This is a genomic window from Pseudomonas sp. LG1D9, assembly GCF_002949995.1.
GTDB classification, from domain to species: Bacteria; Pseudomonadota; Gammaproteobacteria; order Pseudomonadales; family Pseudomonadaceae; genus Aquipseudomonas; species Aquipseudomonas proteolytica.
Genome location: NZ_CP026881.1, coordinates 2070592 through 2093485, shown reverse-complemented (window position 1 = coordinate 2093485; position 22894 = coordinate 2070592). Strand labels below are relative to the sequence as shown.

Annotated in this window: 16 protein-coding genes; 12 read left to right on the top strand and 4 right to left on the bottom strand. The window is 62.0% G+C overall.

Annotation, left to right across the window (positions count from 1 at the left end):
• From dgcA to C5F71_RS10030, 4 genes are all read left to right on the top strand, one after another.
• A complete protein-coding gene (gene dgcA, locus C5F71_RS10045) occupies nt 1-2061 on the top strand; it encodes a dimethylglycine demethylation protein DgcA (protein WP_029296994.1) in 2061 nt (686 codons plus the stop codon).
• Between the two features lie 162 nt (nt 2062-2223).
• Complete coding sequence (dgcB, locus tag C5F71_RS10040) at nt 2224-4167, top strand: dimethylglycine demethylation protein DgcB (RefSeq protein WP_104911053.1); 1944 nt, start codon at nt 2224-2226, stop codon at nt 4165-4167.
• Nucleotides 4167-5387 (top strand): electron transfer flavoprotein subunit alpha/FixB family protein, encoded by a 1221-nt coding sequence (locus C5F71_RS10035; RefSeq protein WP_104911052.1) that lies wholly within the window; start codon nt 4167-4169, stop codon nt 5385-5387. Before dgcB ends, C5F71_RS10035 begins: the two co-directional genes overlap by 1 nt.
• 15 nt (nt 5388-5402) lie before the next feature.
• A complete protein-coding gene (locus tag C5F71_RS10030) occupies nt 5403-6173 on the top strand; it encodes an electron transfer flavoprotein subunit beta (protein WP_092230994.1) in 771 nt (256 codons plus the stop codon).
• Between the two features lie 805 nt (nt 6174-6978).
• Here C5F71_RS10030 and gbcA read toward each other — a convergent pair.
• A complete protein-coding gene (gbcA, locus tag C5F71_RS10025) occupies nt 6979-8274 on the bottom strand; it encodes a glycine-betaine demethylase subunit GbcA (protein ID WP_029296987.1) in 1296 nt (431 codons plus the stop codon).
• A 281-nt stretch (nt 8275-8555) separates the two neighbouring features.
• Here gbcA and gbcB point away from each other — a divergent pair, with 281 nt between their 5' ends.
• Entirely contained in the window at nt 8556-9656 is a 1101-nt protein-coding gene (gene gbcB / locus C5F71_RS10015) for a glycine-betaine demethylase subunit GbcB (protein ID WP_029296985.1), read from the top strand.
• A gap of 3 nt (nt 9657-9659) precedes the next feature.
• On the opposite strand, the gene C5F71_RS10010 is transcribed toward gbcB, so the two are convergent.
• On the bottom strand, nt 9660-10475 hold the full coding sequence (locus C5F71_RS10010; RefSeq protein ID WP_104911051.1) for a nitrilase-related carbon-nitrogen hydrolase: 816 nt from the start codon (nt 10473-10475) through the stop codon (nt 9660-9662).
• Nucleotides 10472-11917, bottom strand: a complete 1446-nt coding sequence (locus C5F71_RS10005) for a cytosine permease (protein ID WP_104911050.1) — start codon at nt 11915-11917, stop codon at nt 10472-10474. Before C5F71_RS10005 ends, C5F71_RS10010 begins: the two co-directional genes overlap by 4 nt.
• A 264-nt stretch (nt 11918-12181) precedes the next feature.
• Between C5F71_RS10005 and C5F71_RS10000 the strand changes: the two genes are divergently transcribed.
• Nucleotides 12182-13996, top strand: coding sequence for an NAD(P)/FAD-dependent oxidoreductase (locus tag C5F71_RS10000; protein WP_104911049.1), 1815 nt, complete (start codon nt 12182-12184; stop codon nt 13994-13996).
• Between the two features lie 63 nt (nt 13997-14059).
• Here the strand turns inward: C5F71_RS10000 and C5F71_RS09995 are convergent, their stop codons facing one another.
• Complete coding sequence (locus C5F71_RS09995) at nt 14060-15100, bottom strand: low specificity L-threonine aldolase (RefSeq protein ID WP_029296975.1); 1041 nt, start codon at nt 15098-15100, stop codon at nt 14060-14062.
• Nucleotides 15101-15190: 90 nt separating this feature from the next.
• Here C5F71_RS09995 and C5F71_RS09990 point away from each other — a divergent pair, with 90 nt between their 5' ends.
• From C5F71_RS09990 to C5F71_RS09965, 6 genes are all read left to right on the top strand, one after another.
• Complete coding sequence (locus C5F71_RS09990) at nt 15191-15919, top strand: TraX family protein (protein ID WP_104911048.1); 729 nt, start codon at nt 15191-15193, stop codon at nt 15917-15919.
• Nucleotides 15920-16155: 236 nt separating this feature from the next.
• Nucleotides 16156-17409, top strand: coding sequence for a serine hydroxymethyltransferase (glyA, locus tag C5F71_RS09985; protein WP_092230979.1), 1254 nt, complete (start codon nt 16156-16158; stop codon nt 17407-17409).
• Nucleotides 17410-17431: 22 nt separating this feature from the next.
• Entirely contained in the window at nt 17432-18682 is a 1251-nt protein-coding gene (locus C5F71_RS09980) for a sarcosine oxidase subunit beta (protein WP_010207084.1), read from the top strand.
• Between the two features lie 15 nt (nt 18683-18697).
• Nucleotides 18698-19000, top strand: coding sequence for a sarcosine oxidase subunit delta (locus C5F71_RS09975; RefSeq protein WP_003194855.1), 303 nt, complete (start codon nt 18698-18700; stop codon nt 18998-19000).
• Nucleotides 18997-22014: a sarcosine oxidase subunit alpha gene (locus C5F71_RS09970; protein WP_104911047.1), complete on the top strand. Its 3018-nt coding sequence runs from the start codon at nt 18997-18999 to the stop codon at nt 22012-22014. Before C5F71_RS09975 ends, C5F71_RS09970 begins: the two co-directional genes overlap by 4 nt.
• Nucleotides 22015-22137: 123 nt before the next feature.
• Complete coding sequence (locus tag C5F71_RS09965) at nt 22138-22770, top strand: sarcosine oxidase subunit gamma (protein ID WP_104911046.1); 633 nt, start codon at nt 22138-22140, stop codon at nt 22768-22770.
• The last annotated feature ends 124 nt before the right edge of the window (nt 22771-22894 follow it).

Below are 22894 nucleotides of genomic sequence, written 5' to 3'. Positions count from 1 at the left end.
ATGGCTTTCGAAGCAATGTTTGCGCCGATCCAGATCGGCAAACTGACCATCCGCAACCGCGTGCTCAGTACCGCCCACGCCGAGGTGTATGCCACCGACGGCGGGATGACCACCGACCGCTATGTGAAGTATTACGAAGAGAAAGCCAAGGGCGGCATAGGCCTGGCGATCTGTGGCGGCTCCTCGGTGGTGGCGATCGACAGCCCGCAGGAGTGGTGGAGTTCGGTGAACCTGTCCACCGACCGCATCATCCCGCACTTCCAGAACCTGGCTGACGCGATGCACAAGCATGGCGCCAAGATCATGATCCAGATTACCCACATGGGCCGTCGCTCGCGTTGGGACGGCTTCAACTGGCCGACCCTGATGTCGCCGTCGGGGGTGCGCGAGCCGGTGCACCGTGCGACGTGCAAGACCATCGAGCCGGAAGAAATCTGGCGGGTGATCGGCAACTACGCCAGCGCTGCAGGCCGGGCCAAGGCCGGTGGCCTGGATGGCGTGGAGCTGTCGGCGGTGCACCAGCACATGATCGACCAGTTCTGGAGCCCGCGGGTCAACAAACGGACCGATGAATGGGGCGGCAGCTTCGAAAACCGTATGCGTTTCGGCCTCGAAGTGCTCAAGGCCGTACGTGCGGAAGTCGGCCCGGATTTTTGCGTGGGCATCCGTTTGTGCGGGGATGAATTCCATCCGGACGGGCTGTCCCACGAGGACATGAAGCAGATCGCCAAGTACTACGACGACACTGGCATGCTCGACTTTATCGGGGTGGTCGGCTCGGGGTGCGACACCCACAACACCCTGGCCAACGTGATCCCGAACATGAGTTACCCGCCGGAGCCGTTCCTGCATCTGGCGGCCGGGATCAAGGAAGTGGTCAAGTCCCCGGTGCTGCACGCGCAGAACATCAAGGACCCGAACCAGGCCACGCGCATCCTCGAAGGCGGCTACGTGGACATGGTCGGCATGACCCGTGCGCACATGGCCGACCCGCACCTGATCGCCAAGATCAAGATGGGCCAGATCGACCAGATCAAACAGTGCGTCGGCGCCAACTATTGCATCGACCGCCAGTACCAGGGCCTGGATGTACTGTGCATCCAGAACGCCGCGACCTCCCGGGAATACATGGGTGTGCCGCACATCATCGAAAAATCCACCGGGCCCAAACGCAAAGTGGTGGTGGTCGGTGCCGGCCCGGCCGGGATGGAGGCCGCTCGGGTTGCTGCCGAGCGTGGCCATGATGTGACCCTGTTCGAGAAAAAAGACTTTATCGGTGGGCAGATCACCACCGCCTCCAAGGCGCCGCAGCGCGACCAGATCGCGGGCATCACTCGCTGGTTCCAGCTGGAACTGGCACGGCTCAACGTCGACCTGCGCCTGGGCGTGGCGGCGGATGCCGCAACCATCCTCGACCTGCGTCCCGATGTGGTGGTGCTGGCGGTGGGCGGGCATCCGTTCATCGAGCAGAACGAACACTGGGGCGCGGCAGAAGGCCTGGTGGTCAGCAGTTGGGATGTGCTCGACGGCAAGGTGGCGCCGGGCAAGAACGTGCTGGTGTACGACACCATCTGCGAATTCACCGGCATGTCCGTGGCCGACTTTCTGGCCGACAAGGGTTGCCAGGTCGAGATCGTCACCGACGATATCAAGCCCGGCGTGGCCATCGGCGGTACGTCATTCCCGACTTACTACCGCAGCATGTACCCCAAGGAAGTGATCATGACCGGCGACATGATGCTGGAGAAGGTCTACCGCGAGGGCGACAAGCTGATAGCCGTGCTGGAGAACGAATACACCGGCGCCAAGGAAGAGCGGGTGGTGGACCAGGTGGTGGTGGAGAACGGCGTGCGCCCGGATGAAGAAATCTACTACGCCCTCAAGCAAGGGGCGCGCAACAAGGGGCAGATGGACGTCGAAGCGTTGTTCGCGATCAAGCCGCAACCGTGCCTGAGCGAACCGGGGGAAGGGTACTTGCTGTTCCGCATCGGTGACTGTGTGGCCCAGCGCAATACCCACGCCGCGATCTATGACGCCCTGCGTTTGTGCAAGGATTTCTGACGGCCTGTGGAGAACCCTGTGGGAGTGGGCTTGCCCGCGATAGCGGTGGTTCAGTAGACATTTGTGTTGGCTGACACACTGCAATCGCGGGCAAGCCCGCTCCCACAGGAACTGAGCAAGGCATCTCGGGCTGCATGACCCGAGGTCTTTGGGAGCTTCACCATGTTGAACACCCTTCTTCCGATTCTCCTGTTTGCAGCGCTGGGCCTCGCTGTCCTCGGCGCTTTGCGCCGGGTGAACATGTGGCGCCGTGGCCGTGCCGCCAAGGTCGACCTGCTGGGCGGCCTGCTGGCCATGCCCAAGCGCTACATGGTCGACCTGCACCACGTGGTTGCCCGCGACAAATACATCGCCAATACCCACGTGGCCACGGCCCTGGGCTTTGTGTTGTCGGCGATGCTGGCGATTCTGGTGCACGGTTTCGGCCTGCACAATCGCATCCTCGGCTACGCCTTGCTGCTGGCCTCGGTGCTGATGTTTGTCGGCGCCACCTTCGTCTACCTGCGCCGGCGCAACCCACCCGCGCGCCTGTCCAAAGGCCCGTGGATGCGCCTGCCGAAAAGCCTGATGGCGTTCTCGGTCAGTTTCTTCCTGGTGACCTTGCCGGTGGCCGGGATCCTGCCTGCCGACTTCGGTGGCTGGCTGCTGGCCGCGCTGCTCGGTGTGGGTGTGCTGTGGGGCGTGTCGGAGATGTTCTTCGGCATGACCTGGGGCGGGCCGATGAAGCATGCGTTTGCCGGTGCCCTGCACCTGGCCTGGCACCGCCGCGCCGAACGTTTTGGGGGTGGCCGTTCCACCGGCTTGAAGCCGTTGGACCTGAGTGACAAAAGTGCGCCCCTGGGCGTGGAAAAACCCAAGGACTTCACCTGGAACCAACTGCTCGGTTTCGACGCCTGCGTGCAGTGCGGCAAGTGCGAAGCCGCGTGCCCTGCGTTCGCCGCCGGCCAGCCGCTGAACCCGAAAAAACTGATCCAGGACATGGTGGTCGGCCTGGCCGGTGGCACCGATGCCAAGTTCGCCGGCAGCCCGTATCCGGGCAAGGCCATCGGCGAGCACAGCGGCAACCCGCACCAACCGATCGTCAACGGCCTGGTGGACGCCGAGACCTTGTGGTCGTGCACCACCTGCCGTGCCTGCGTCGAAGAATGCCCGATGATGATCGAGCACGTGGATGCCATCGTCGATATGCGCCGCCACTTGACCCTGGAAAAAGGCGCGACGCCGAACAAGGGCGCCGAAGTCCTGGAGAACCTGATCGCCACCGACAACCCTGGCGGTTTTGCCCCCGGCGGGCGGATGAACTGGGCGGCGGACTTGAACCTGCCGCTGCTCGGCGACAAGAAGACAACTGACGTACTGTTCTGGGTTGGCGATGGTGCCTTCGACATGCGTAACCAGCGGACCTTGCGCGCTTTCGTCAAAGTGCTGAAGGCAGCCAAGGTCGATTTCGCCGTGCTGGGCCTGGAGGAGCGCGACAGTGGCGACGTGGCCCGGCGCCTGGGGGATGAGGCGACGTTCCAGCTGCTGGCCGCGCGCAATATCCAGACCCTGGCCAAGTACAGTTTCCAGCGCATCGTGACCTGTGACCCTCACAGTTTCCACGTGCTGAAAAACGAATATGGCGCCTTCGACGGCCATTACCTGGTGCAGCACCACAGCACCTACATGGCCGAGCTGATCGACGCCGGCGCGCTGAACCTGGGCCAGCACAAAGGCAACAGCGTGACCTATCACGACCCGTGCTACCTGGGCCGTTACAACGGTGAGTACGAGGCACCGCGCCAAGTGCTGCGGGCGCTGGGGATCGAGGTCAAGGAGATGCAGCGTTCGGGCTTCCGTTCCCGTTGCTGTGGCGGCGGGGGCGGCGCACCGATCACCGATATTCCCGGCAAGCAGCGCATCCCCGACATGCGCATGGAAGACATCCGCGAGACCGGCGCCGAACTGGTGGCCGTCGGTTGTCCACAGTGCACGGCGATGCTCGAAGGGGTGGTCGAGCCACGCCCACTGATCAAAGACATTGCCGAACTGGTGGCGGATGCCCTGCTCGAAGAGCCTGCACCGGCCAAGACCCCGAATTTGCGTGAACCTGCGGAGGTGCATTGATGAGCGACATTATCCGCCGCGATCCACGGGCCGAATGGATCGCCCGCAACCGCCTGCACCCGCTGCATGCGGCAATGCAGCCGGAGCAGCACAGTTGGATGGGGCCTAACGGCATCATCCGCAAGAATGTGCACGGCATGGGTTTTATCGGCCCCAACGGCATCAAGCGTATCGACCGCAGCGGCGCCCAGCAGGGTGGCGCTACCAAGCGCACGGCAGCGGTGCAAGTGCAGTTGCCGCTGCACCAGGTGCCAGCCCCGGCGTTCTACATCAACGTGGTGCCGGATATGGTCGGCGGCCGCCTGAGCAGCCACGACCGCGACTTGCTGGGCCTGGCGCGGCAACTCGCCGGCAGCGACGGCGCGGTGCTGGCGGTGCTGTTTGGCGAGCACAAGGAAAGCGCGTTCGACACGGCCGGCGTGGACCGCCTGCTGGTGTTGGATGGCCGCGAATTCGACGGTTATTCACCGGAGCAACGGGTCCATGGCCTGCGGGCTGTGGATAACCAGTTCAGCCCGCGTCACTGGCTGCTGCCCGACAGCCGCAGTGGCGGTGGCGAACTGGGGCGGCGCTTTGCCGCGAGCCTCAAGGAACGCCCGGCCACCCGGGTCTGGCAGATCAAGGGCGGCGAGTGTATCGGCCGTGCCGGTGCGGGCCGGGAGGACCTGGCGCGAGCGCTGCCAAGGCTGATCCTGGCCGCGGTGGAATGTGCCGATCCCGTCAGCGATACGCGCCATGAAGTGTTGCCGGTGGAGTTATCCACAGCGCTGGCGCGCAGTTTGCCGCGTATCGAGGACCTGGGCGCGGTGGCGGTGGACCCGGGCGCGATTCCCATGGCCGAGGCCGAGTTTATTTTCTCGGGTGGCAATGGGGTCAAGGACTGGGAGCTGTTCCACCAGACCGCTGCCGCCCTGGGGGCTACCGAAGGTGCGTCGCGGGTGGCCGTGGACGATGGCTTCATGGCACGGGACCGGCAGGTTGGCGCCAGTGGTATCTGGGTCACCGCACGGGTGTATGTGGCCGTGGGGATCTCCGGGGCGATCCAGCACCTGCAAGGCATTGGTGCCTGCGACAAAGTCGTGGCGATCAACCTCGATCCGGGTTGCGACATGATCAAGCGCGCCGACCTGTCGGTGATCGGTGACAGCGGCGAAATTCTCCGGGCCTTGATCGCAGCGGTCCAGGCCCACCGCAACGGCGCCAAGCGCGATGCGGCTTAAGCAAAGGATATGGCCATGACGACCCATGTAATCAGCCTGGTCTCCATAGGCGCCCACCCGACCTCCGGCCGCCCCCGTCGCGCCGAGCAGGATGCCCGCGCCGTGGAATTGGGGTTGCAACTGGCTGGGGATAACCTGCAAGTGTTGCATGCCGGCGACATCGCCGAACCGACCCTGCGCGCCTACCTGGGCATGGGATTGGCGCAGTTGCACGTACTGGAGCAGCCGGCCGGCGCCGATGCCTTGCCGGTACTCGGTGACTATCTACAGGACGCTGGTGCCCAGGTGGTGCTTACCGGCAGCCAGGCAGAAACCGGCGAAGGCTCGGGTATGCTGCCCTTCCTGTTGGCCGAACACCTGGGCTGGCCGCTGATTGTCGGGCTGGCCCAGGTGGAGTCCATCGACAGCGGTGTGGCCCATGTGCTGCAAGCATTGCCGCGCGGGCAGCGGCGGCGCCTGAAGGTGCGCCTGCCGTTTGTGGCCACGGTGGATAACGCTGGGCCCAAGCCGCGGCAAAGCGCCTATGGCCCGGCCCAGCGCGGTGTGCTGCAGGAGCACGACGTGCAGGTGGTGGACGATGAGTTATTCACAGGCGCCGTGCTGCAACCGGCCAAGCCTCGGCCCAAGCGTCTCAAAGTGATCAAGGCCAAGAGTGGCGCCGACCGCATGAAGGCCGCCACGGCCAAGGCCAGCGGCGGCGGTGGCCAGGTGCTCAAGGGCCTGGGCCCCGAGGCGGGCGCCGAAGCCATTCTCAAGCTGCTGATCGAAGAAGGCGTGGTGCGCTGACCCCCTGTAGGCGCGAGCTTGCTCGCGAAGAACCTGAGCGCGCAGCGTTAAACCAGACACGCTGCGTTACCGTTGGCCTTTTTCGCGAGCAAGCTCGCTCCTACAAGGCGTGTGCGTGGGTGTTTACCCACAATCCCTGTTAACCCACCTGTGGATAACCTGTTCGCGGCTGTCCACACCCCATGTAAATCAAGCGCTACAGCCCTCTGTACGAAAAACAACCAACCTAAGCGCCGGTTTTTACTGGGCTTTTTCTGTGGATAAGGAAAAAGCCCGGCCCGGAGTTGCCCCCAAAGTCTGTTGGTGCTTCTGTGGATAAGATGTTCGCTACCCGCTACAGGCCTTATAAATAAAGGCGTGCAGTGGGTTGGTTGAAATATGATCAATGTGGCCGTTTCCGCTTGAATCTTCGCGTAAAGCCTCGATTTTGCTCGGTTGCAGACGGTTTTCCACAGATAGGCCAAAGTTGCCCCCAAAGTCTGTTGGCGCTTCTGTGGATAAGGTGTTTGCGTTCCGCTACAGGCTATATAGAACGTGGCTTGTAGGCTTTAGGTCAAAAAATGATCAATGTTGGATAAAACCCGTTGCTTTGAATAAGTCACGGATTTTCTTGGTTTTATTTCGAGGTAAGAGCGCAGTTGCCCACAATTGCTGTGGGTGGGTTTGTGGATAAGTTGTTGGGGGATGGCTGCAGGGCAGGATAGCAGTGGGCTGACGGCCCTATGCTCAATTTTTGACCAGATGCGGACCCAAATGTGGGAGCGAGCAAGCCCGCTCCCACATTTTTTGATCCCGGGTGGGTCAGTTACTCGTGTGCGGCAATGCCCTTGAGGTACGGGGCCGGTGCCGCTCCCAGGTTGTTGAGCATGCGCTCGCTGTACCAGTCCACAAAGTTCACCACGCCAAACTCATAGGTCTTGGAATACGGCCCTGGCTGGTAAGCGGTGGAGTTGATCCCGCGCTGGTTCTCTTCGGCCAGGCGCCGGTCCTGGTCATTGGTGGCATCCCACACTTGGCGCATGCGGTCGACGTCGTAGTCCACACCTTCCACGGCGTCCTTGTGCACCAGCCACTTGGTGGTGACCATGGTTTCCTGGGCGCTGATCGGCCATACCGTGAAGACGATGATGTGATCGCCCATGCAGTGGTTCCACGAGTGGGGCAGGTGCAGGATGCGCATCGAGCCCAGGTCGGGGTTCTGGATCCGGCCCATGAGTTTCTTGCAGCCCTGCTTGCCATCCAGGGTCATGGAGACGGTGCCCTTGAGAAGCGGCATGCGCACGATGCGGTTCCGCAGGCCGAAGCTGGCGTGGGCGTAAGGGATCTTCTCGGCGTCCCAGGCAGCGGCGGATGCGGCGACGTGGTCTTTAAACGCCTGGTCGGCCCGTGGGTCGGTGACGTCGTCCCATTCCAGCAGGGTTTTCAGCAACTCGGGGTGCGAGGCGTTGCAGTGGTAGCACTCGCGGTTGTTTTCCAGCACCAGTTTCCAGTTGGCTTTTTCAAACAAGGTGGTCTGGATCGCCACCTTGGTGTTTTCCATGTCGTAGGGTTCCATGTAGTGGTTGAGCGTCGACAGAAAGTCATCGATGGCCGGTGGGTTTTCGGCCAGGCTGATGAAGATGTAGCCGCCGGCGGTCTTCACGTTTACCGGCTTGAGGCCGTACTGCTTCATGTCGAAGTCGGCGCCCATCTCGGTGCCGGCGAACAATAGGCGCCCGTCCAGTTCGTAGGTCCACTGGTGGTAATGGCAAACCAGTTTGGCGACCTTGCCCTTGTCGCTGGTACACAAGCGCGAACCGCGGTGGCGGCAGACGTTGTGAAAGGCATGCACCACGCCTTCGGCGCCACGGATCACGATGATCGGGTTCTTGCCGATCTGCAGGGTCAGGTAGTTGCCCTTGGTGGGGATTTCGCAGGTCATGCCGGCGATCAACCATTCCTTCTGGAAGATCTCCTGCATGTCGATATCGAACAGCCGCTGGTCAGAGTAAAACGGCTGGGGCAACGAAAAAGTGCGCTCGCGCTCTTGCAACATTTGCGCGGTGGCCTTGCGTGCGGGTTCCAGCGGATCGCCCAAGCTCAAGGTTGCGGTGACGTCCATCGTATGTGTCCTCAAGGCCATTCTGTGTGGCCGCGATAAGTGGCTAATCAGGTTTGCAGCAAGGCGTAAAGAAAGCGTCGTTGTTGGCTGCGAGTGTGGGCCCGGCGCTGCCCGCAACCTTGTCCATTAACGACATGGCCCACTCTGTTCCCGACGCGCAACCCCAGTGGTATGGGGGCTGGTCGCGATAAGTATGCGAATGTCGCAGATAGGTAAATGGCAGGTCGCGGCGTTACGCAGAATCGCCAGCATCAAGCCGAACTACGGCCGTGGAGAACAGCATGTCCAACACCTTCCTGAATCCTGTCACTACCCAGACCTGGGCCAATGGTCGGCACATCGTCCGGTGCGTCAAAGTCATCCAGGAAACCTGGGATGTGCGCACCTTCTGCTTTATGGCCGACCAGCCGATCCTGTTCTTTTTCAAGCCGGGGCAGTTCGTCACCCTGGAGCTGGAAATCGACGGCCAGCCGATCATGCGGTCGTACACCATTTCCAGCTCGCCATCGGTGCCCTACAGCTTCTCGGTGACCATCAAGCGCGTGCCGGGCGGGCGGGTGTCGAACTGGCTGCACGACACCCTGCATGAAGGGCAAGAGTTGGCGGTGCACGGGCCGGTAGGGCTGTTCAACGCCATCGACTTCCCGAGCCCTAAAGTGCTGTACCTGAGCGGCGGTGTGGGGATCACCCCGGTGATGTCCATGGCCCGTTGGTTCTATGACACCAACGCCAATGTCGACATGACCTTTATCCACAGTGCGCGCTCGCCCAAAGACATCATTTACCACCGCGAGCTGGAGCACATGGCCTCGCGCATCGACAACTTCAGCCTGCACCTGATCTGCGAGAAACACGGCCTGGGCGAACCCTGGGCCGGGTATCGCGGCTACCTGAACCACAAGATGCTGGAATTGATGGTGCCGGACTTCCTCGAGCGGGAAGTGTTCTGCTGCGGGCCGACGCCTTATATGAACGCGGTCAAACGCCTGCTCGAAGCGGCGGGCTTCGACATGGCGCGCTACCACGAGGAATCCTTCGGCGCCACGCCAGCGGAAGCCCGCGCCGATGCGGTCGAACAAGCCGAACAAGCCGCCGACGCGCCGCAAATCGACCAGGCGGATTTGCATCAAGTGGAATTCATTGCGTCGGGCAAGAGCATCCGCGTGGCACCGGGCGAAACCGTGCATGCCGCCGCCGCCAAGCTCGGCCTGCTGATCCCCAAAGCCTGCGGCATGGGGATTTGTGGCACATGCAAAGTGATGAAGCTGGGCGGGGAGGTCGAGATGGAGCACAACGGCGGCATCACCGAAGAAGACGAAGCCGAGGGCTACATCCTGTCGTGCTGCAGCGTGCCGAAGGGGGATGTGCGGATCGAGTTCTGACGCTCAGTACAACTGCGGCCGCCGATCCTGATGCACATGGTTGTGTGCGCTGATGAACTTGTCCCGGGCCTGGGCCAGAGGCAGGTCCGCCACCAGGCACTGTGCTTGTTGATGAGAGGTTGCACCTGCCTGGGGGTAGCCGTCGGCATCGACGATGACTGACCCTCCCACCCAATTGACGCCGCGTTCTTCGCCATGGCGGTCGCAGGCGGCAATGAACAGGCGGTTGACGGCCGCATTGGCCTGGACCCGGACGATTTCTGCCGGCCTTTCGCCGGCGGGGCGCGGGCCATCTGGCCAGTTGACGGGCGCACACAGCAGGTCGGCACCGGCCAGGGCGGCCAGGCGTACCCACTCGGGCAACTCCAGGTCGTAGCAGATCATCACGGCGATGCGGCCGACGGCGGTGTCGACCACCGGCGGGGGCTGGGTGCCGGGAGTGAAGATCAACGTTTCGCGATCCCACAAATGCGCCTTGCGGTACACCGTCAGCTTGCCGTGCGGCTCTATCAGGGCGGCGCTGTTGGCCACCTGCGTTGCCGTCAGCCGCTCACAAAAGCCGGCCACGACAATGATGTTTAGTGAGTTTGCCAGGGTTTTCCACAGGGTCAGTGTCGGGCCATCGAGGGGTTCGGACACCCTGAGGGCTTCCTGCGTGTCAGTGAACACATAACCGCTTTGGGTCAACTCCGGCAGCACCACCACCTGCGCGCCCAGCGCCGCTGCACTGCGGATGGCCTCGGCGCTGAGGGTGCGGTTGTACTCGGCGTCGCCGATACGGGGGGCCAGTTGATGACAGACGACACGTACGCTGTTCATGGGGTGTTTCCTTCCAACATGGCTTCGCTGGCGGCAATCGCACGGCGCTCGGCGTTACGGTCAAGGTTGCGGTTCATTGCACAGTAGACGAGCGCGGAAACGGCCAGGCCGATCACAAACGCAATGTCGGCACCGCCCAGTGCCACGGCGACCGGCCCCACGTAGAAGCTCAACGACATGAACGGCACCATCGAGGCCATGCCCAGGCCATAGGCGATCAGGCCCGCTTTGCCCCACTGGCCATAGATGCCGGCGGAGTTGAAGATGTCGCTGATGGCGTATTGGCCTTTGCGCACCAGATAAAAGTCCGCGAGGTTGACGGCGGTCCACGGCACCAGGAAATACAACATCAGCAGCACAAACGTATTGAAGCTGGCCAGGTAGCTGTCAGGAATGCTCAGGGCGATCAGGAAAATCACCACGGCCACCAGGCCAATGCCAATGATCCGGCTCTTGAGGCGCGGCTGGATCTTCACGAAACCGTCGATGGCACTGATGCCAGTCAGCATGGCGCCGTAGCAGTTGACCGCCATGATGCCTATCAACGCCGGCACTGCGATCAGCACGGTGAAGGTGCCGAAGCCGGGGATCACCTGGTTGCCCACGGTGCGCACGCTGGTGATGGCATCCGGCGAAGGCAGCGCCGAAGCGAGGAATGCGCCCAGGGACATCAGCCACAAGGCAGAGCCGGCAGCGCCCAGGTAAGTCCAGAAAATCACCCGGCGCGACGGCGTTTGGTGGGGCAGGTAGCGCGAGTAGTCCGAGACGTACACGGCGTAGCTGATCTGATAACCGGCAGCGGCGCTGAGCTGAATCAGGAACGCCGACCACGAGAAGTGGGCATCGGCCACCGCTGCGTCGGCCGACAGGCTCATCAGGGCGGCGACGGTCAGCACCGCGAATACGCTGATCATCACGTAGGTCAACCAGCGTTGCACCGTGTGCAGCAGGTCATGGCCGATCACGGCGATTACCACCGCGAGGATGATCATCAGCGCATACCACGGCGCGCGGCTGCCCGGCAGGACCGTGTTGATGGCATCGGTGGCGAGAATCACGTTGAACACGTTGAAGCCGATGTACACAAAGATCACCGCGATAAACGGCACGATGGCCCCGCGCAGACCGAACTGGGCGCGTGACTGGATCATCTGCGGCAAGCCCATGCGCGGGCCCTGGTTGGCGTGGAACGCCATGGCGAAGGTGCCCAGGCACACACCAATGACAATCGCCAGCACGGCATAGACCAGGCTCAAGCCCAACGCAGCCCCGGTGAAGCCGGTGACCATGGTGGTGAGGACGAAGTTGCCCGTGAACCAGAACGGACCCTGGTGCCAGACTTTGCCGTGGCGTTCGCTACGCGGAACGTAGTCAATGGAGCGGGTCTCGATTTTCAGGCCGGGAGCGGCGCGGGGAGCGGTCTTGTCGGATAGGGCGTTCATAGGTTCACGGCTTGTTTTTATAGGGGCTGAGTGCCGGAGCATCGGGTAACTGGCGGGCCAATTGAATCGTGATCTATAAATAATTACTTCAGACTTTCCTTAAGTAATGGTTTTTCGTGGGCGGCGACGGAACCGCTTTGTCTTATTGCAAAGCGATATAACCAGGGTGCGGTCGGTCTTCTAGTCTGGTTTTTAGTCCCGTCGCAGTCGCCTTTAGCCGTGTCGTAAAGGGTGGACGCTCACCCTATCTGCAAGGAAGCCACCATGTCTGCGATTCCCTCCCGTTCCCAGGGGGCCCAGCGGCTGTTGAACAAAAACGTCACGGCGCTGATTCCTGATTTTCCGTTCCATTACGCCCGCTATCTGTGGCAGGCGGCGATCCTCAAGAAACCCCTGGGCCATGTCGCGGTGCCGCATTATGGCGAGCAGGTGTTGATCGTCGGGGCCGGCGTGTCCGGTCTGGTGGCCGCCTACGAGGCGATGCGCATGGGCCTGCATCCGATTGTGGTGGAAGCCTCCGGGCGCATTGGCGGGCGGCTCTACTCCCAGGTGGTGGGTGATCGCAACGACCCGCACGCCCGGGTGATCTGTGAGCTGGGGGCCATGCGTTTTCCCAAGTCCGGCAAGGCGTTGATGCACTACTTCAATAAGGTCGGGATGGACGCAAACTCGACGGACTTCCCCAACCCCGGCTCGCTCGCCGCCCCCAGTACCGTTGTCGATTACGAGAACGAACAGACGTACTACGAACGCAATGACCTGCCGGAAAAATACAAACGAATCGAAGACATGTTCTTCGGCGACTTCCTCGAGCAGGCTCCGATCCGTTTTACCGACATGGAAAATGCGATGCAGGAAACCGCGGTCGATCAGGGCGAAATCAAGGCAATCTGGAACACGATCCTGAGGGCGGGCTGGGATGACCTGAGTTTCTATGCGGCCATGGTCGAGCAAGCCAGGTGGGGCAGGGAAGACATTGACCTGTTTGGCCAGATCGGCTTCGGCACCGGCGGTTGGAACACCGACTATCCGAACTGTTTCCTGGAAGTGTTGCGGGTGCTTTACACCGGCCTGGATACCAACCACACGTTGATGTATGACGGCTCCAGCGAGCTGCCCCTGCGTTTATGGAGCCGCACGCCGGCTTCGTTCGGCGACACCCAGGTCCATTGGCCAGCGGACGCGACCGTGGAGAGCCTGACGCGGCGGGAGATTGCCGACCCTCTCAATCAGGAGGTCCGGCAGATTCACCGCCTGGCCGATGGCACCTTCGATGTGTACCTGCATGACAACAAACTGGGTCGAGACACCCTGCGCAACTTTAAAAGTGTGGTCTATACGCCTCACGTACGGGTGCTCGACAAGTTCCGCTATATGGATGGCAAAGACCGCTTTACGCCGATGAACAGCTTGTTGCCCCAGGCTACCTGGGAAGCGGTCATGTACACCCATTACATGCAATCGGCGAAGATCTTTGCCAACACTCGACGGCCGTTTTGGAATGATGTCGAGAACGGTCGCTACAAGATGAGTGTGACCTTGTCGGACCGGCTCACCCGAGGCACCTATCTGTTGGACTATGCCCCAGGTGCTGGGGTGAACAAGGGCAGCGGCCTGTTCCTCTCCTATACCTGGAACGATGACAGCCTGAAATTCCTGGGGGACCGTAGTGCGCCGTTGCCGACCCATGTGCAGTTGTGTACGACCTTGCTCGATACGGTGTACGCCGACACACAACTGGACCTGGCGGCCGAGTTCGGCATGGTTGACCCCTTCATCGAAATCAACTGGGAAGATGAGCCGTTTTACTTGTGCGCCTTCAAGATGAACCTGCCGGGGCAGTATGAGTATCAGCGCCTGCTGTTTTCCCAGTTCATGAGTGGTGTAAGGGAAGGGGTGCCGGACGGTTTCATTCTGTCTGGCGATGATATTTCCTGGACCGGGGGCTGGGCCGAAGGCGCTGTGACCACGGCCTTGAATGCGGTGAACAAGCTGGCGGTCACGTTTGGCGGTGGGACGCTCGAACACAATCCCGGGCCGATTGACCAGTGGGATGCGTTACAGCCTCTCCAATTGTAGGAGTTTGCCGGCGGAGGCGACCTCAGGATCGCCATCGCCGGCAAGTCGGCTCCTACAAGGGGATCAGGCGCCCATCACTTCGCGAATATCCGCCGCGAGTTCACGCACCCGTTCTTCCTCGGTATCCCACGCACACATGAAGCGTGCGCCGCCCTTGCCGATAAAGGTGTAGAAGCGCCAGCCCTTGGCCGTCAGCGCGGCGATGGCCGGCTCCGAGAGTTGCAGGAACACGCCGTTGGCCTGCACCGGGAACATCAATTCCACGCCGGGAATATCCGCCACCAGGCTGCTGAGCAACTGCGCGCAGTGGTTGGCGTGGCGTGCGTGTTTGAGCCAGGCGTCGTTTTCCAGCAGGCCGACCCACGGCGCTGACAGGAAGCGCATTTTCGAGGCCAGTTGGCCGGCCTGTTTGCAGCGATAGTCGAAGTCTTCAGCCAGTTTGTGGTTGAAGAACAGGATCGCCTCACCCACCGCCATGCCGTTCTTGGTACCGCCAAAACACAGGACATCCACCCCGGCTTTCCAGGTCAGGTCGGCCGGCGAGCAGCCGAGGAAGGCGCAGGCGTTGGAGAAGCGTGCGCCATCCATATGCAGGTTCAGCCCCAGCTCCTTGCAGGTGACGCTGATGGCGCGGATTTCATCCGGGGTGTACACGCTGCCCACTTCGGTGGCCTGGGTCAGGGTCACGACGCGGGGCTTGGGGTAGTGGATATCCTGGCGCTTGAGGGCGATCTCACGGATCGATTCCGGGGTCAGCTTGCCATTCTCGGTGCGCGCGGTGAGCAGCTTGGAACCGTTGGAGAAGAACTCCGGTGCGCCGCATTCGTCGGTCTCGACGTGGGCGGTTTCCGAGCAAATCACGCTATGGTAGCTCTGGCACAGCGAAGACAGGGCCAGGGAGTTGGCCGCTGTACCGTTGAAGGCGAAGAACACTTCACAGTCGGTTTCAAACAGTTTGCGGAAACCGTCGGCGGCGCGGTGGGTCCATTCATCGTCGCCATAGGCGCGTTGATGGCCCTGGTTGGCGAGTTCCATGGCGGCCCAGGCTTCCGGGCAGATACCGGAATAGTTGTCGCTGGCGAATTGTTGGCTCTTGTCGGTCATGGCCCGTTCCTGTGGTCGATGTTGGTGCGCACTTTAACCAAGAATATCCGGCGGGCGCACGCACTGTTAATGCAAAGTCTCTGGGGAATTATGCACGGTACTGAAACGATTCCTGTAAGGCGTGGCCGCGATGGCGCGCTGGACCTGCTCAAATGGCTGGCGCTGCTGAGTATGGTGCTCGATCACCTGCGCTATGTCGGTTTGAGCCTCGATGGCCTGTACGTGCCGGGGCGCCTGGCGTTCCCCTGGTTTTGCCTGGCGATTGCGGCGAACCTGCACCGGGTCAAGGCGGGGCCGGCGATCTTTCAATGGCGTTACCTGGGCTGGTTGCTGCTGTTCAGCGTGATCAGCGAGGTGCCCTATCGGATGTTTATCGAGGATGCCGATACATTGAATGTGCTGCCGACCCTGGCGCTGGGTTTGCTGGTTGCCCGGGGATGGCAGCAGAAGACGCTTTTTGATCGAGGATTGGCGCTGATCGCCTTGTTGTTGGCGGCGGTATTCTCGTCGAGCCTGATGTTCGGTTTTTTTGGTGTATTACTGCCGTTGGCGATGCTGTTGGTGTTCAGTCGCCCCTGGTATTTCAGCGTGTTGCCGGGGTTGGTGTGTGTAGCTGCCAATCAATGGCAGGTCTTACTCAATAGCGGCAATCTCGTCGCGATGCTCGGGTTGGCGACGTGCCTGATTGCGCCATTGGCCGGATTGGTCTTGTTGCGACAGGTCACACATGTCTCACCGCCGGCTATGCGGCGCTGGGCGTATGCACTTTATCCCGCGCATTTCTTACTGCTGCTACTCCTTCGAAAGGTCATCACATAGTCCCTGTGGGAGCGGGCTTGCTCGCGAATGCGGTGGACCAGCCAATGCATGTGCTGCCTGACACACCGCATTCGCGAGCAAGCCCGCTCCCACATTTGTTCGGTGTTGTTCTGGCCATGTCGTAAACGCACCTTTGCGTGGCGTGCGTAGGCATTTGACCTGTCTGCGCCAGCCCTACCATCGCATCAAAGGGCCCTGCACGGGCCTCAACAATACGAAAGGCTGGGAGAGACGCGATGTTCAGCAAACAAGACCAGATCCAGGGATATGACGACGCACTGCTGGCGGCCATGAATGCCGAGGAGCAGCGTCAGGAAGATCATATCGAGCTGATCGCGTCGGAGAACTACACCAGCAAGCGCGTGATGCAGGCCCAGGGCAGTGGCCTGACTAACAAATACGCCGAAGGCTACCCGGGCAAGCGCTACTACGGCGGCTGCGAGCATGTGGATAAAGTCGAGGTCCTGGCCATTGAGCGCGCCAAGCAGCTGTTCGGCGCCGATTACGCCAACGTGCAGCCGCACTCTGGTTCGTCGGCCAACAGCGCGGTGTACCTGGCGCTGCTGAACGCCGGTGACACCATCCTCGGCATGAGCCTGGCCCACGGCGGTCACCTGACCCACGGCGCCAAGGTGTCGTCCTCGGGCAAGCTGTACAACGCCGTGCAGTACGGCATCAACACCGACACCGGCCTGATCGACTACGACGAAGTCGAGCGCCTGGCCGTGGAGCACAAGCCGAAAATGGTCGTGGCCGGTTTCTCTGCCTACTCCAAGACCCTGGACTTCCCGCGCTTTCGCCAGATCGCCGACAAGGTGGGCGCGCTGCTGTTCGTCGACATGGCCCACGTCGCAGGCTTGGTTGCCGCCGGCCTGTACCCGAACCCGCTGCCGTACGCCGATGTGGTGACCACCACCACCCACAAGACCCTGCGCGGTCCACGGGGTGGCCTGATCCTGGCCAAGTCCAACGAAGAGATTGAGAAAAAACTCAACTCCGCCGTGTTCCCAGGCGCACAGGGCGGCCCGCTGATGCACGTGATCGCGGGCAAGGCTGTGTGCTTCAAGGAGGCGATGGAGCCGGGCTTCAAAGCTTATCAACAGCAGGTGATCGACAACGCCCAGGCCATGGCCAGCGTGTTTATCAAGCGTGGCTACGATGTGGTGTCCGGCGGCACCGATAACCACCTGTTCCTGGTCAGCCTGATCCGCCAGGGCCTCACCGGCAAGGACGCAGACGCTGCCCTCGGTCGTGCCCATATCACCGTCAACAAGAACGCCGTGCCCAATGACCCCCAGTCGCCGTTCGTGACCTCGGGCCTGCGCATCGGCACCCCGGCGGTGACCACACGCGGTTTCAAAGTGGCGCAGTGCGTCGAGTTGGCTGGCTGGATCTGCGACATCCTCGACAACCTCGGCGACGCCGATGTCGAGGCCAACGTGGCCAAGCACGTGTCTGCCCTGTGCGCTGATTTCCCGGTTTATCGCTGAGCGCGGTTTTGGAGTAATGACTATGCAACGCTACTCAGGCTTCGGCCTCTTCAAGCACTCACTCAGCCACCACGAAAACTGGCAGAAGATGTGGCGCACGCCGACCCCTAAAAAGGTGTATGACGTGGTCATCGTCGGCGGCGGCGGGCATGGTCTGGCGACCGCTTATTACCTGGCCAAGGAACACGGGATCACCAACGTGGCCGTGGTCGAGAAAGGTTGGCTGGGCGGCGGTAACACCGCGCGCAACACCACTATCGTGCGTTCCAACTACCTGTGGGATGAGTCGGCGCACCTGTACGAACACGCAATGAAGCTGTGGGAAGGTCTGTCCCAGGACTTGAACTACAACGTGATGTTCTCCCAACGTGGCGTCTACAACCTGTGCCACACCCTGCAGGACATCCGTGATTCCGAGCGTCGCGTGAGTGCCAACCGCCTCAATGGCGTGGACGGTGAGCTGCTCAACGCCAAGCAAGTGGCCGACGAGATCCCGTACCTCGATTGCTCGAAGAACACCCGCTATCCGGTCCTCGGCGCCACCGTGCAACGGCGCGGCGGCGTGGCCCGTCACGATGCCGTGGCCTGGGGCTTTGCCCGCGCCGCCGACGCCCTGGGCGTGGACCTGATCCAGCAGACCGAAGTCATCGGGTTTCGCAAGGAAAACGGCGTGTGCATCGGCGTGGAAACCAACAAAGGCTTTATCGGTGCCAAGCGCGTCGGTGTGGTCACCGCCGGTAATTCCGGGCACATGGCCTCGCTGGCAGGCTTCCGTCTGCCAATCGAATCCCACCCGCTGCAAGCGCTGGTGTCGGAGCCGATCAAGCCGATTATCGACAGCGTGATCATGTCCAACGCGGTACACGGTTACATCAGCCAGTCCGACAAGGGCGACCTGGTGATCGGCGCCGGTATCGACGGCTACAACGGCTACGGCCAGCGCGGCTCGTACCCGGTGATCGAACACACCATCCAGGCCATCGTCGAGATGTTCCCGGTGCTCTCGCGGGTGCGCATGAACCGCCAGTGGGGCGGCATCGTCGACACCACGCCGGACGCGTGCCCGATCATCTCCAAGACCCCGGTGCCGAACATGTTCTTCAACTGCGGTTGGGGCACCGGCGGCTTCAAGGCTACCCCCGGCTCAGGCAACGTATTTGCCGCGAGCCTGGCCAAGGGTGAAATGCACCCGTTGGCGGCACCTTTCTCCATCGACCGTTTCCACAACGGTGCGCTGATCGACGAACACGGCGCTGCGGCCGTCGCCCACTAACAGGAGAAATTCCCTATGTTGCATATCTTCTGTCCTCACTGTGGCGAACTGCGCTCCGAAGAGGAATTCCACGCCTCCGGCCAAGCGCATATCCCGCGCCCGCTGGACCCCAACGCCTGCACCGACGAACAGTGGGGCGACTACATGTTCTTCCGCGATAACCCACGCGGCCTGCACCACGAACTGTGGATTCACGCTGCCGGTTGCCGCCAGTATTTCAACGCGACCCGCGACACCGTGACCTACGAAATTCTTGAAACCTACAAGATCGGCGAGAAGCCACAATTCACCGCCAAGGCTTCTGGAGAGAAGGTATGAGCCAGATCAATCGCCTGTCCAACGGTGGCCGCATTGACCGTAATAAAGTCCTGACGTTTACCTTCAACGGCCAGAGCTACAAAGGCTTTGAAGGCGACACCCTGGCCGCAGCCTTGCTGGCCAACGGCGTGGATGTCATCGGCCGCAGCTTCAAGTACTCGCGCCCGCGCGGCATCTTTGCCGCTGGTGCCGAAGAGCCGAACGCGGTGCTGCAGATCGGCGCCACCGAAGCCACGCAGATTCCCAACGTGCGCGCCACGCAACAGGCGCTGTACCAGGGCCTGGTCGCCACCAGCACCAACGGCTGGCCGAGCGTGAACAACGACATGATGGGCATCCTCGGCAAGGTCGGCGGCAAGCTGATGCCGCCGGGTTTCTACTACAAAACCTTCATGTACCCGCAATCGTTCTGGATGACCTACGAGAAGTACATCCGCAAGGCCGCAGGGCTGGGTCGCTCGCCGACCGAGAACGATCCGGACACCTACGACTACATGAACCGCCATTGCGACGTGCTGATCGTCGGCGCCGGGCCTGCAGGCCTGTCCGCTGCCCTGGCGGCTGCGCGCAGTGGTGCGCGGGTGATCATCGCCGATGAGCAGGAAGAATTCGGCGGGTCGTTGCTGGACTCCCGTGAAAGCCTGGATGGCAAGCCGGCGGCCGAGTGGGTCGCCAGTGTGATTGCCGAGCTCAAGGCCCTGCCGGACGTGGTGCTGCTGCCTCGCGCCACAGTCAACGGCTATCACGACCATAACTTCCTGACCATCCACGAGCGCCTCACCGACCACCTCGGCGACCGCGCGCCGATTGGCGTGGTGCGCCAGCGTATCCACCGTGTGCGGGCCAAGCGCGTAGTGCTGGCGACCGGTGCTTGCGAGCGCCCGCTGGTGTACGGCAATAACGACGTGCCGGGCAACATGCTGGCGGGCGCGGTTTCGACTTACGTGCGCCGTTACGGCGTGGCGCCGGGTAAAAAACTGCTGCTGTCGACCAACAACGATCACGCCTACCGCGTGGCGCTGGACTGGTTCGACGCCGGCCTTGCAGTCGTAGCGGTAGCCGATGCCCGCCACAACCCACGCGGTGCGCTGGTGGAAGAAGCCCGCGCCAAAGGTATTCGTATCCTCACCGGCAGCGCTGTGATCGAGGCCCGTGGCAGCAAGCACGTGACCGGTGCGCGAGTGGCGGCTATCGATGTCAAAGCCCACACCGTTACCAGCCCCGGCGAATGGCTGGACTGCGACCTGGTGGCCAGCTCCGGCGGCTACAGCCCGGTGGTCCACCTGGCCTCGCACCTGGGCGGCAAGCCGACCTGGCGTGAAGACATCCTCGGTTTTGTACCGGGCGAAGCCCCGCAGAAACGCGTGTGCGTCGGTGGCATCAACGGCGTCTACGGCCTGGGTGACTCACTGGCCGACGGCTTTGAGGGGGGCGTACGTGCCGCCAGCGAAGCCGGGTTTGCCCCGGTGGAAGGTACGCTGCCCAAGGCCCTGACGCGCCTTGAAGAGCCAACCCTGGCGCTGTTCCAGGTGCCGCACGAGAAGGCCACTGCGCGGGCGCCCAAACAATTTGTCGACCTGCAAAACGACGTCACCGCCGCCGCCATCGAACTGGCGACCCGCGAGGGCTTCGAGTCGGTGGAGCACGTCAAGCGCTACACCGCGCTGGGCTTCGGTACCGACCAAGGCAAGCTGGGCAACGTCAACGGCCTGGCCATTGCTGCGCGTTCGCTGAACGTGACCATCCCGCAGATGGGCACCACCATGTTCCGCCCCAACTACACGCCGGTGACTTTCGGCGCCGTGGCGGGCCGGCACTGTGGGCATATCTTCGAGCCGGTGCGCTACACCGCGCTGCAAGCCTGGCACGTCAAAAACGGCGCCGAGTTCGAGGATGTCGGCCAGTGGAAACGCCCGTGGTACTTCCCACGCAACGGTGAAGACCTGCACGCGGCAGTCAAGCGCGAATGCCTGGCCGTGCGCGACAGCGTTGGCCTGCTGGACGCCTCGACCCTGGGCAAGATCGATATCCAGGGCCCGGATGCCCGTGAGTTCCTCAACCGCATCTACAGCAACGCCTGGACCAAGCTCGATGTGGGCAAGGCGCGTTACGGCCTGATGTGCAAGGAAGACGGCATGGTCTTCGACGATGGCGTGACTGCCTGCCTGGCGGACAACCACTTCCTGATGACCACCACCACCGGCGGCGCCGCCCGCGTGCTGCAGTGGCTGGAAATCTACCAGCAGACCGAATGGCCGGACCTGAAGGTGTACTTCACCTCGGTCACCGACCACTGGGCGACCATGACCTTGTCCGGACCCAACAGCCGCAAGCTGTTGAGCGAAGTCACCGACATCGACCTGGACAAGGACGGCTTCCCGTTCATGACCTGGAAAGAAGGCCTGGTGGGCGGCGTGCCGGCACGGGTGTTCCGTATCTCGTTTACCGGTGAGCTGTCGTACGAAGTCAACGTGCAGGCCGACTACGCCATGGGCGTGCTGGAACAGATCGTCGAGGCCGGCAAGCAATACAACCTGACCCCGTACGGCACCGAGACCATGCACGTACTGCGGGCCGAGAAGGGCTTCATCATCGTGGGGCAAGACACCGACGGCTCGATGACCCCGGACGACCTGAACATGGGCTGGTGTGTTGGCCGTACCAAAGCGTTTTCGTGGATCGGCTGGCGTGGGATGAACCGTGAAGATTGCGTGCGTGAAGAACGCAAGCAACTGGTGGGCTTGAAGCCGATTGATCCGAAGGTGTGGCTGCCGGAAGGCGCGCAATTGGTGTTTGATCCGAAGCAGACGATCCCGATGAAGATGGTCGGTCACGTTACTTCGAGTTATGCCCATAACTCCCTTGGGTATTCGTTTGCGATGGCGGTGGTCAAGGGCGGTTTGAAGCGTATGGGTGAGCGGGTGTTTTCACCGCAGGCGGATGGCAGTGTGATCGAGGCCGAGATTGTGTCTTCGGTGTTCTTTGATCCGAAGGGTGATCGCCAGAACATCTGATAGACCGAGTCGCCTGCATCGCAGGCAAGCCAGCTCCCACAGGGGAATGCATTCCAAAGGTGGGAGTGGGCTTGCCCGCGATGGCGCCAGTAGATTCACCACAGAATTCAAGAAAGGTGCTTTATGACCGCAGCCAATGTGTACCAACAACGCCCCACCGCCGGCGCCAAGGCCGAGTCGTCGCTGCACCATGCCGACCTCGCCAGCCTGGCCGGCAAGGGCCGCAAGAACGCCGGCGTGACCGTGCGTGAAAAGAAACTCCTTGGCCACCTGACCCTCCGTGGCGATGGCCATGACGCCGGGTTTGCCGCTGGCGTACACAAGGCCCTGGGCATCGAGTTGCCCGGCGCCCTGACAGTGGTCGTCAACGGTGAAACCAGCCTGCAATGGCTCGGCCCGGATGAGTGGCTGCTGGTGGTGCCTAGCGGTGAAGAGTTCGCTGCCGAGCAAAACCTGCGTGCCGCCCTGGGGGATTTGCATATCCAGATCGTCAATGTCAGCGGCGGCCAGCAGATCCTCGAACTCAGCGGCCCGAACGTGCGCGATGTGCTGATGAAGTCCACCAGCTACGACGTGCACCCCGACAACTTCCCGGTGGGCAAGGCGGTGGGCACGGTGTTCGCCAAGTCGCAACTGGTGATCCGGCATACCGCCGAGGACACTTGGGAGCTGCTGATTCGGCGCAGCTTCTCGGATTACTGGTGGTTGTGGTTGCAGGACGCGGCGGCCGAATATGGCCTGAACGTCCAAGCCTGACATGACCCTGTAGGAGCGAGCTTGCTCGCGAAAAACGTCAACGAAAACGCGCGCATCCTGAATGAACGCGGCGCCCTTGGATTTTTCGCGAGCAAGCTCGCTCCTACAGTAAGCAGCATCGCTG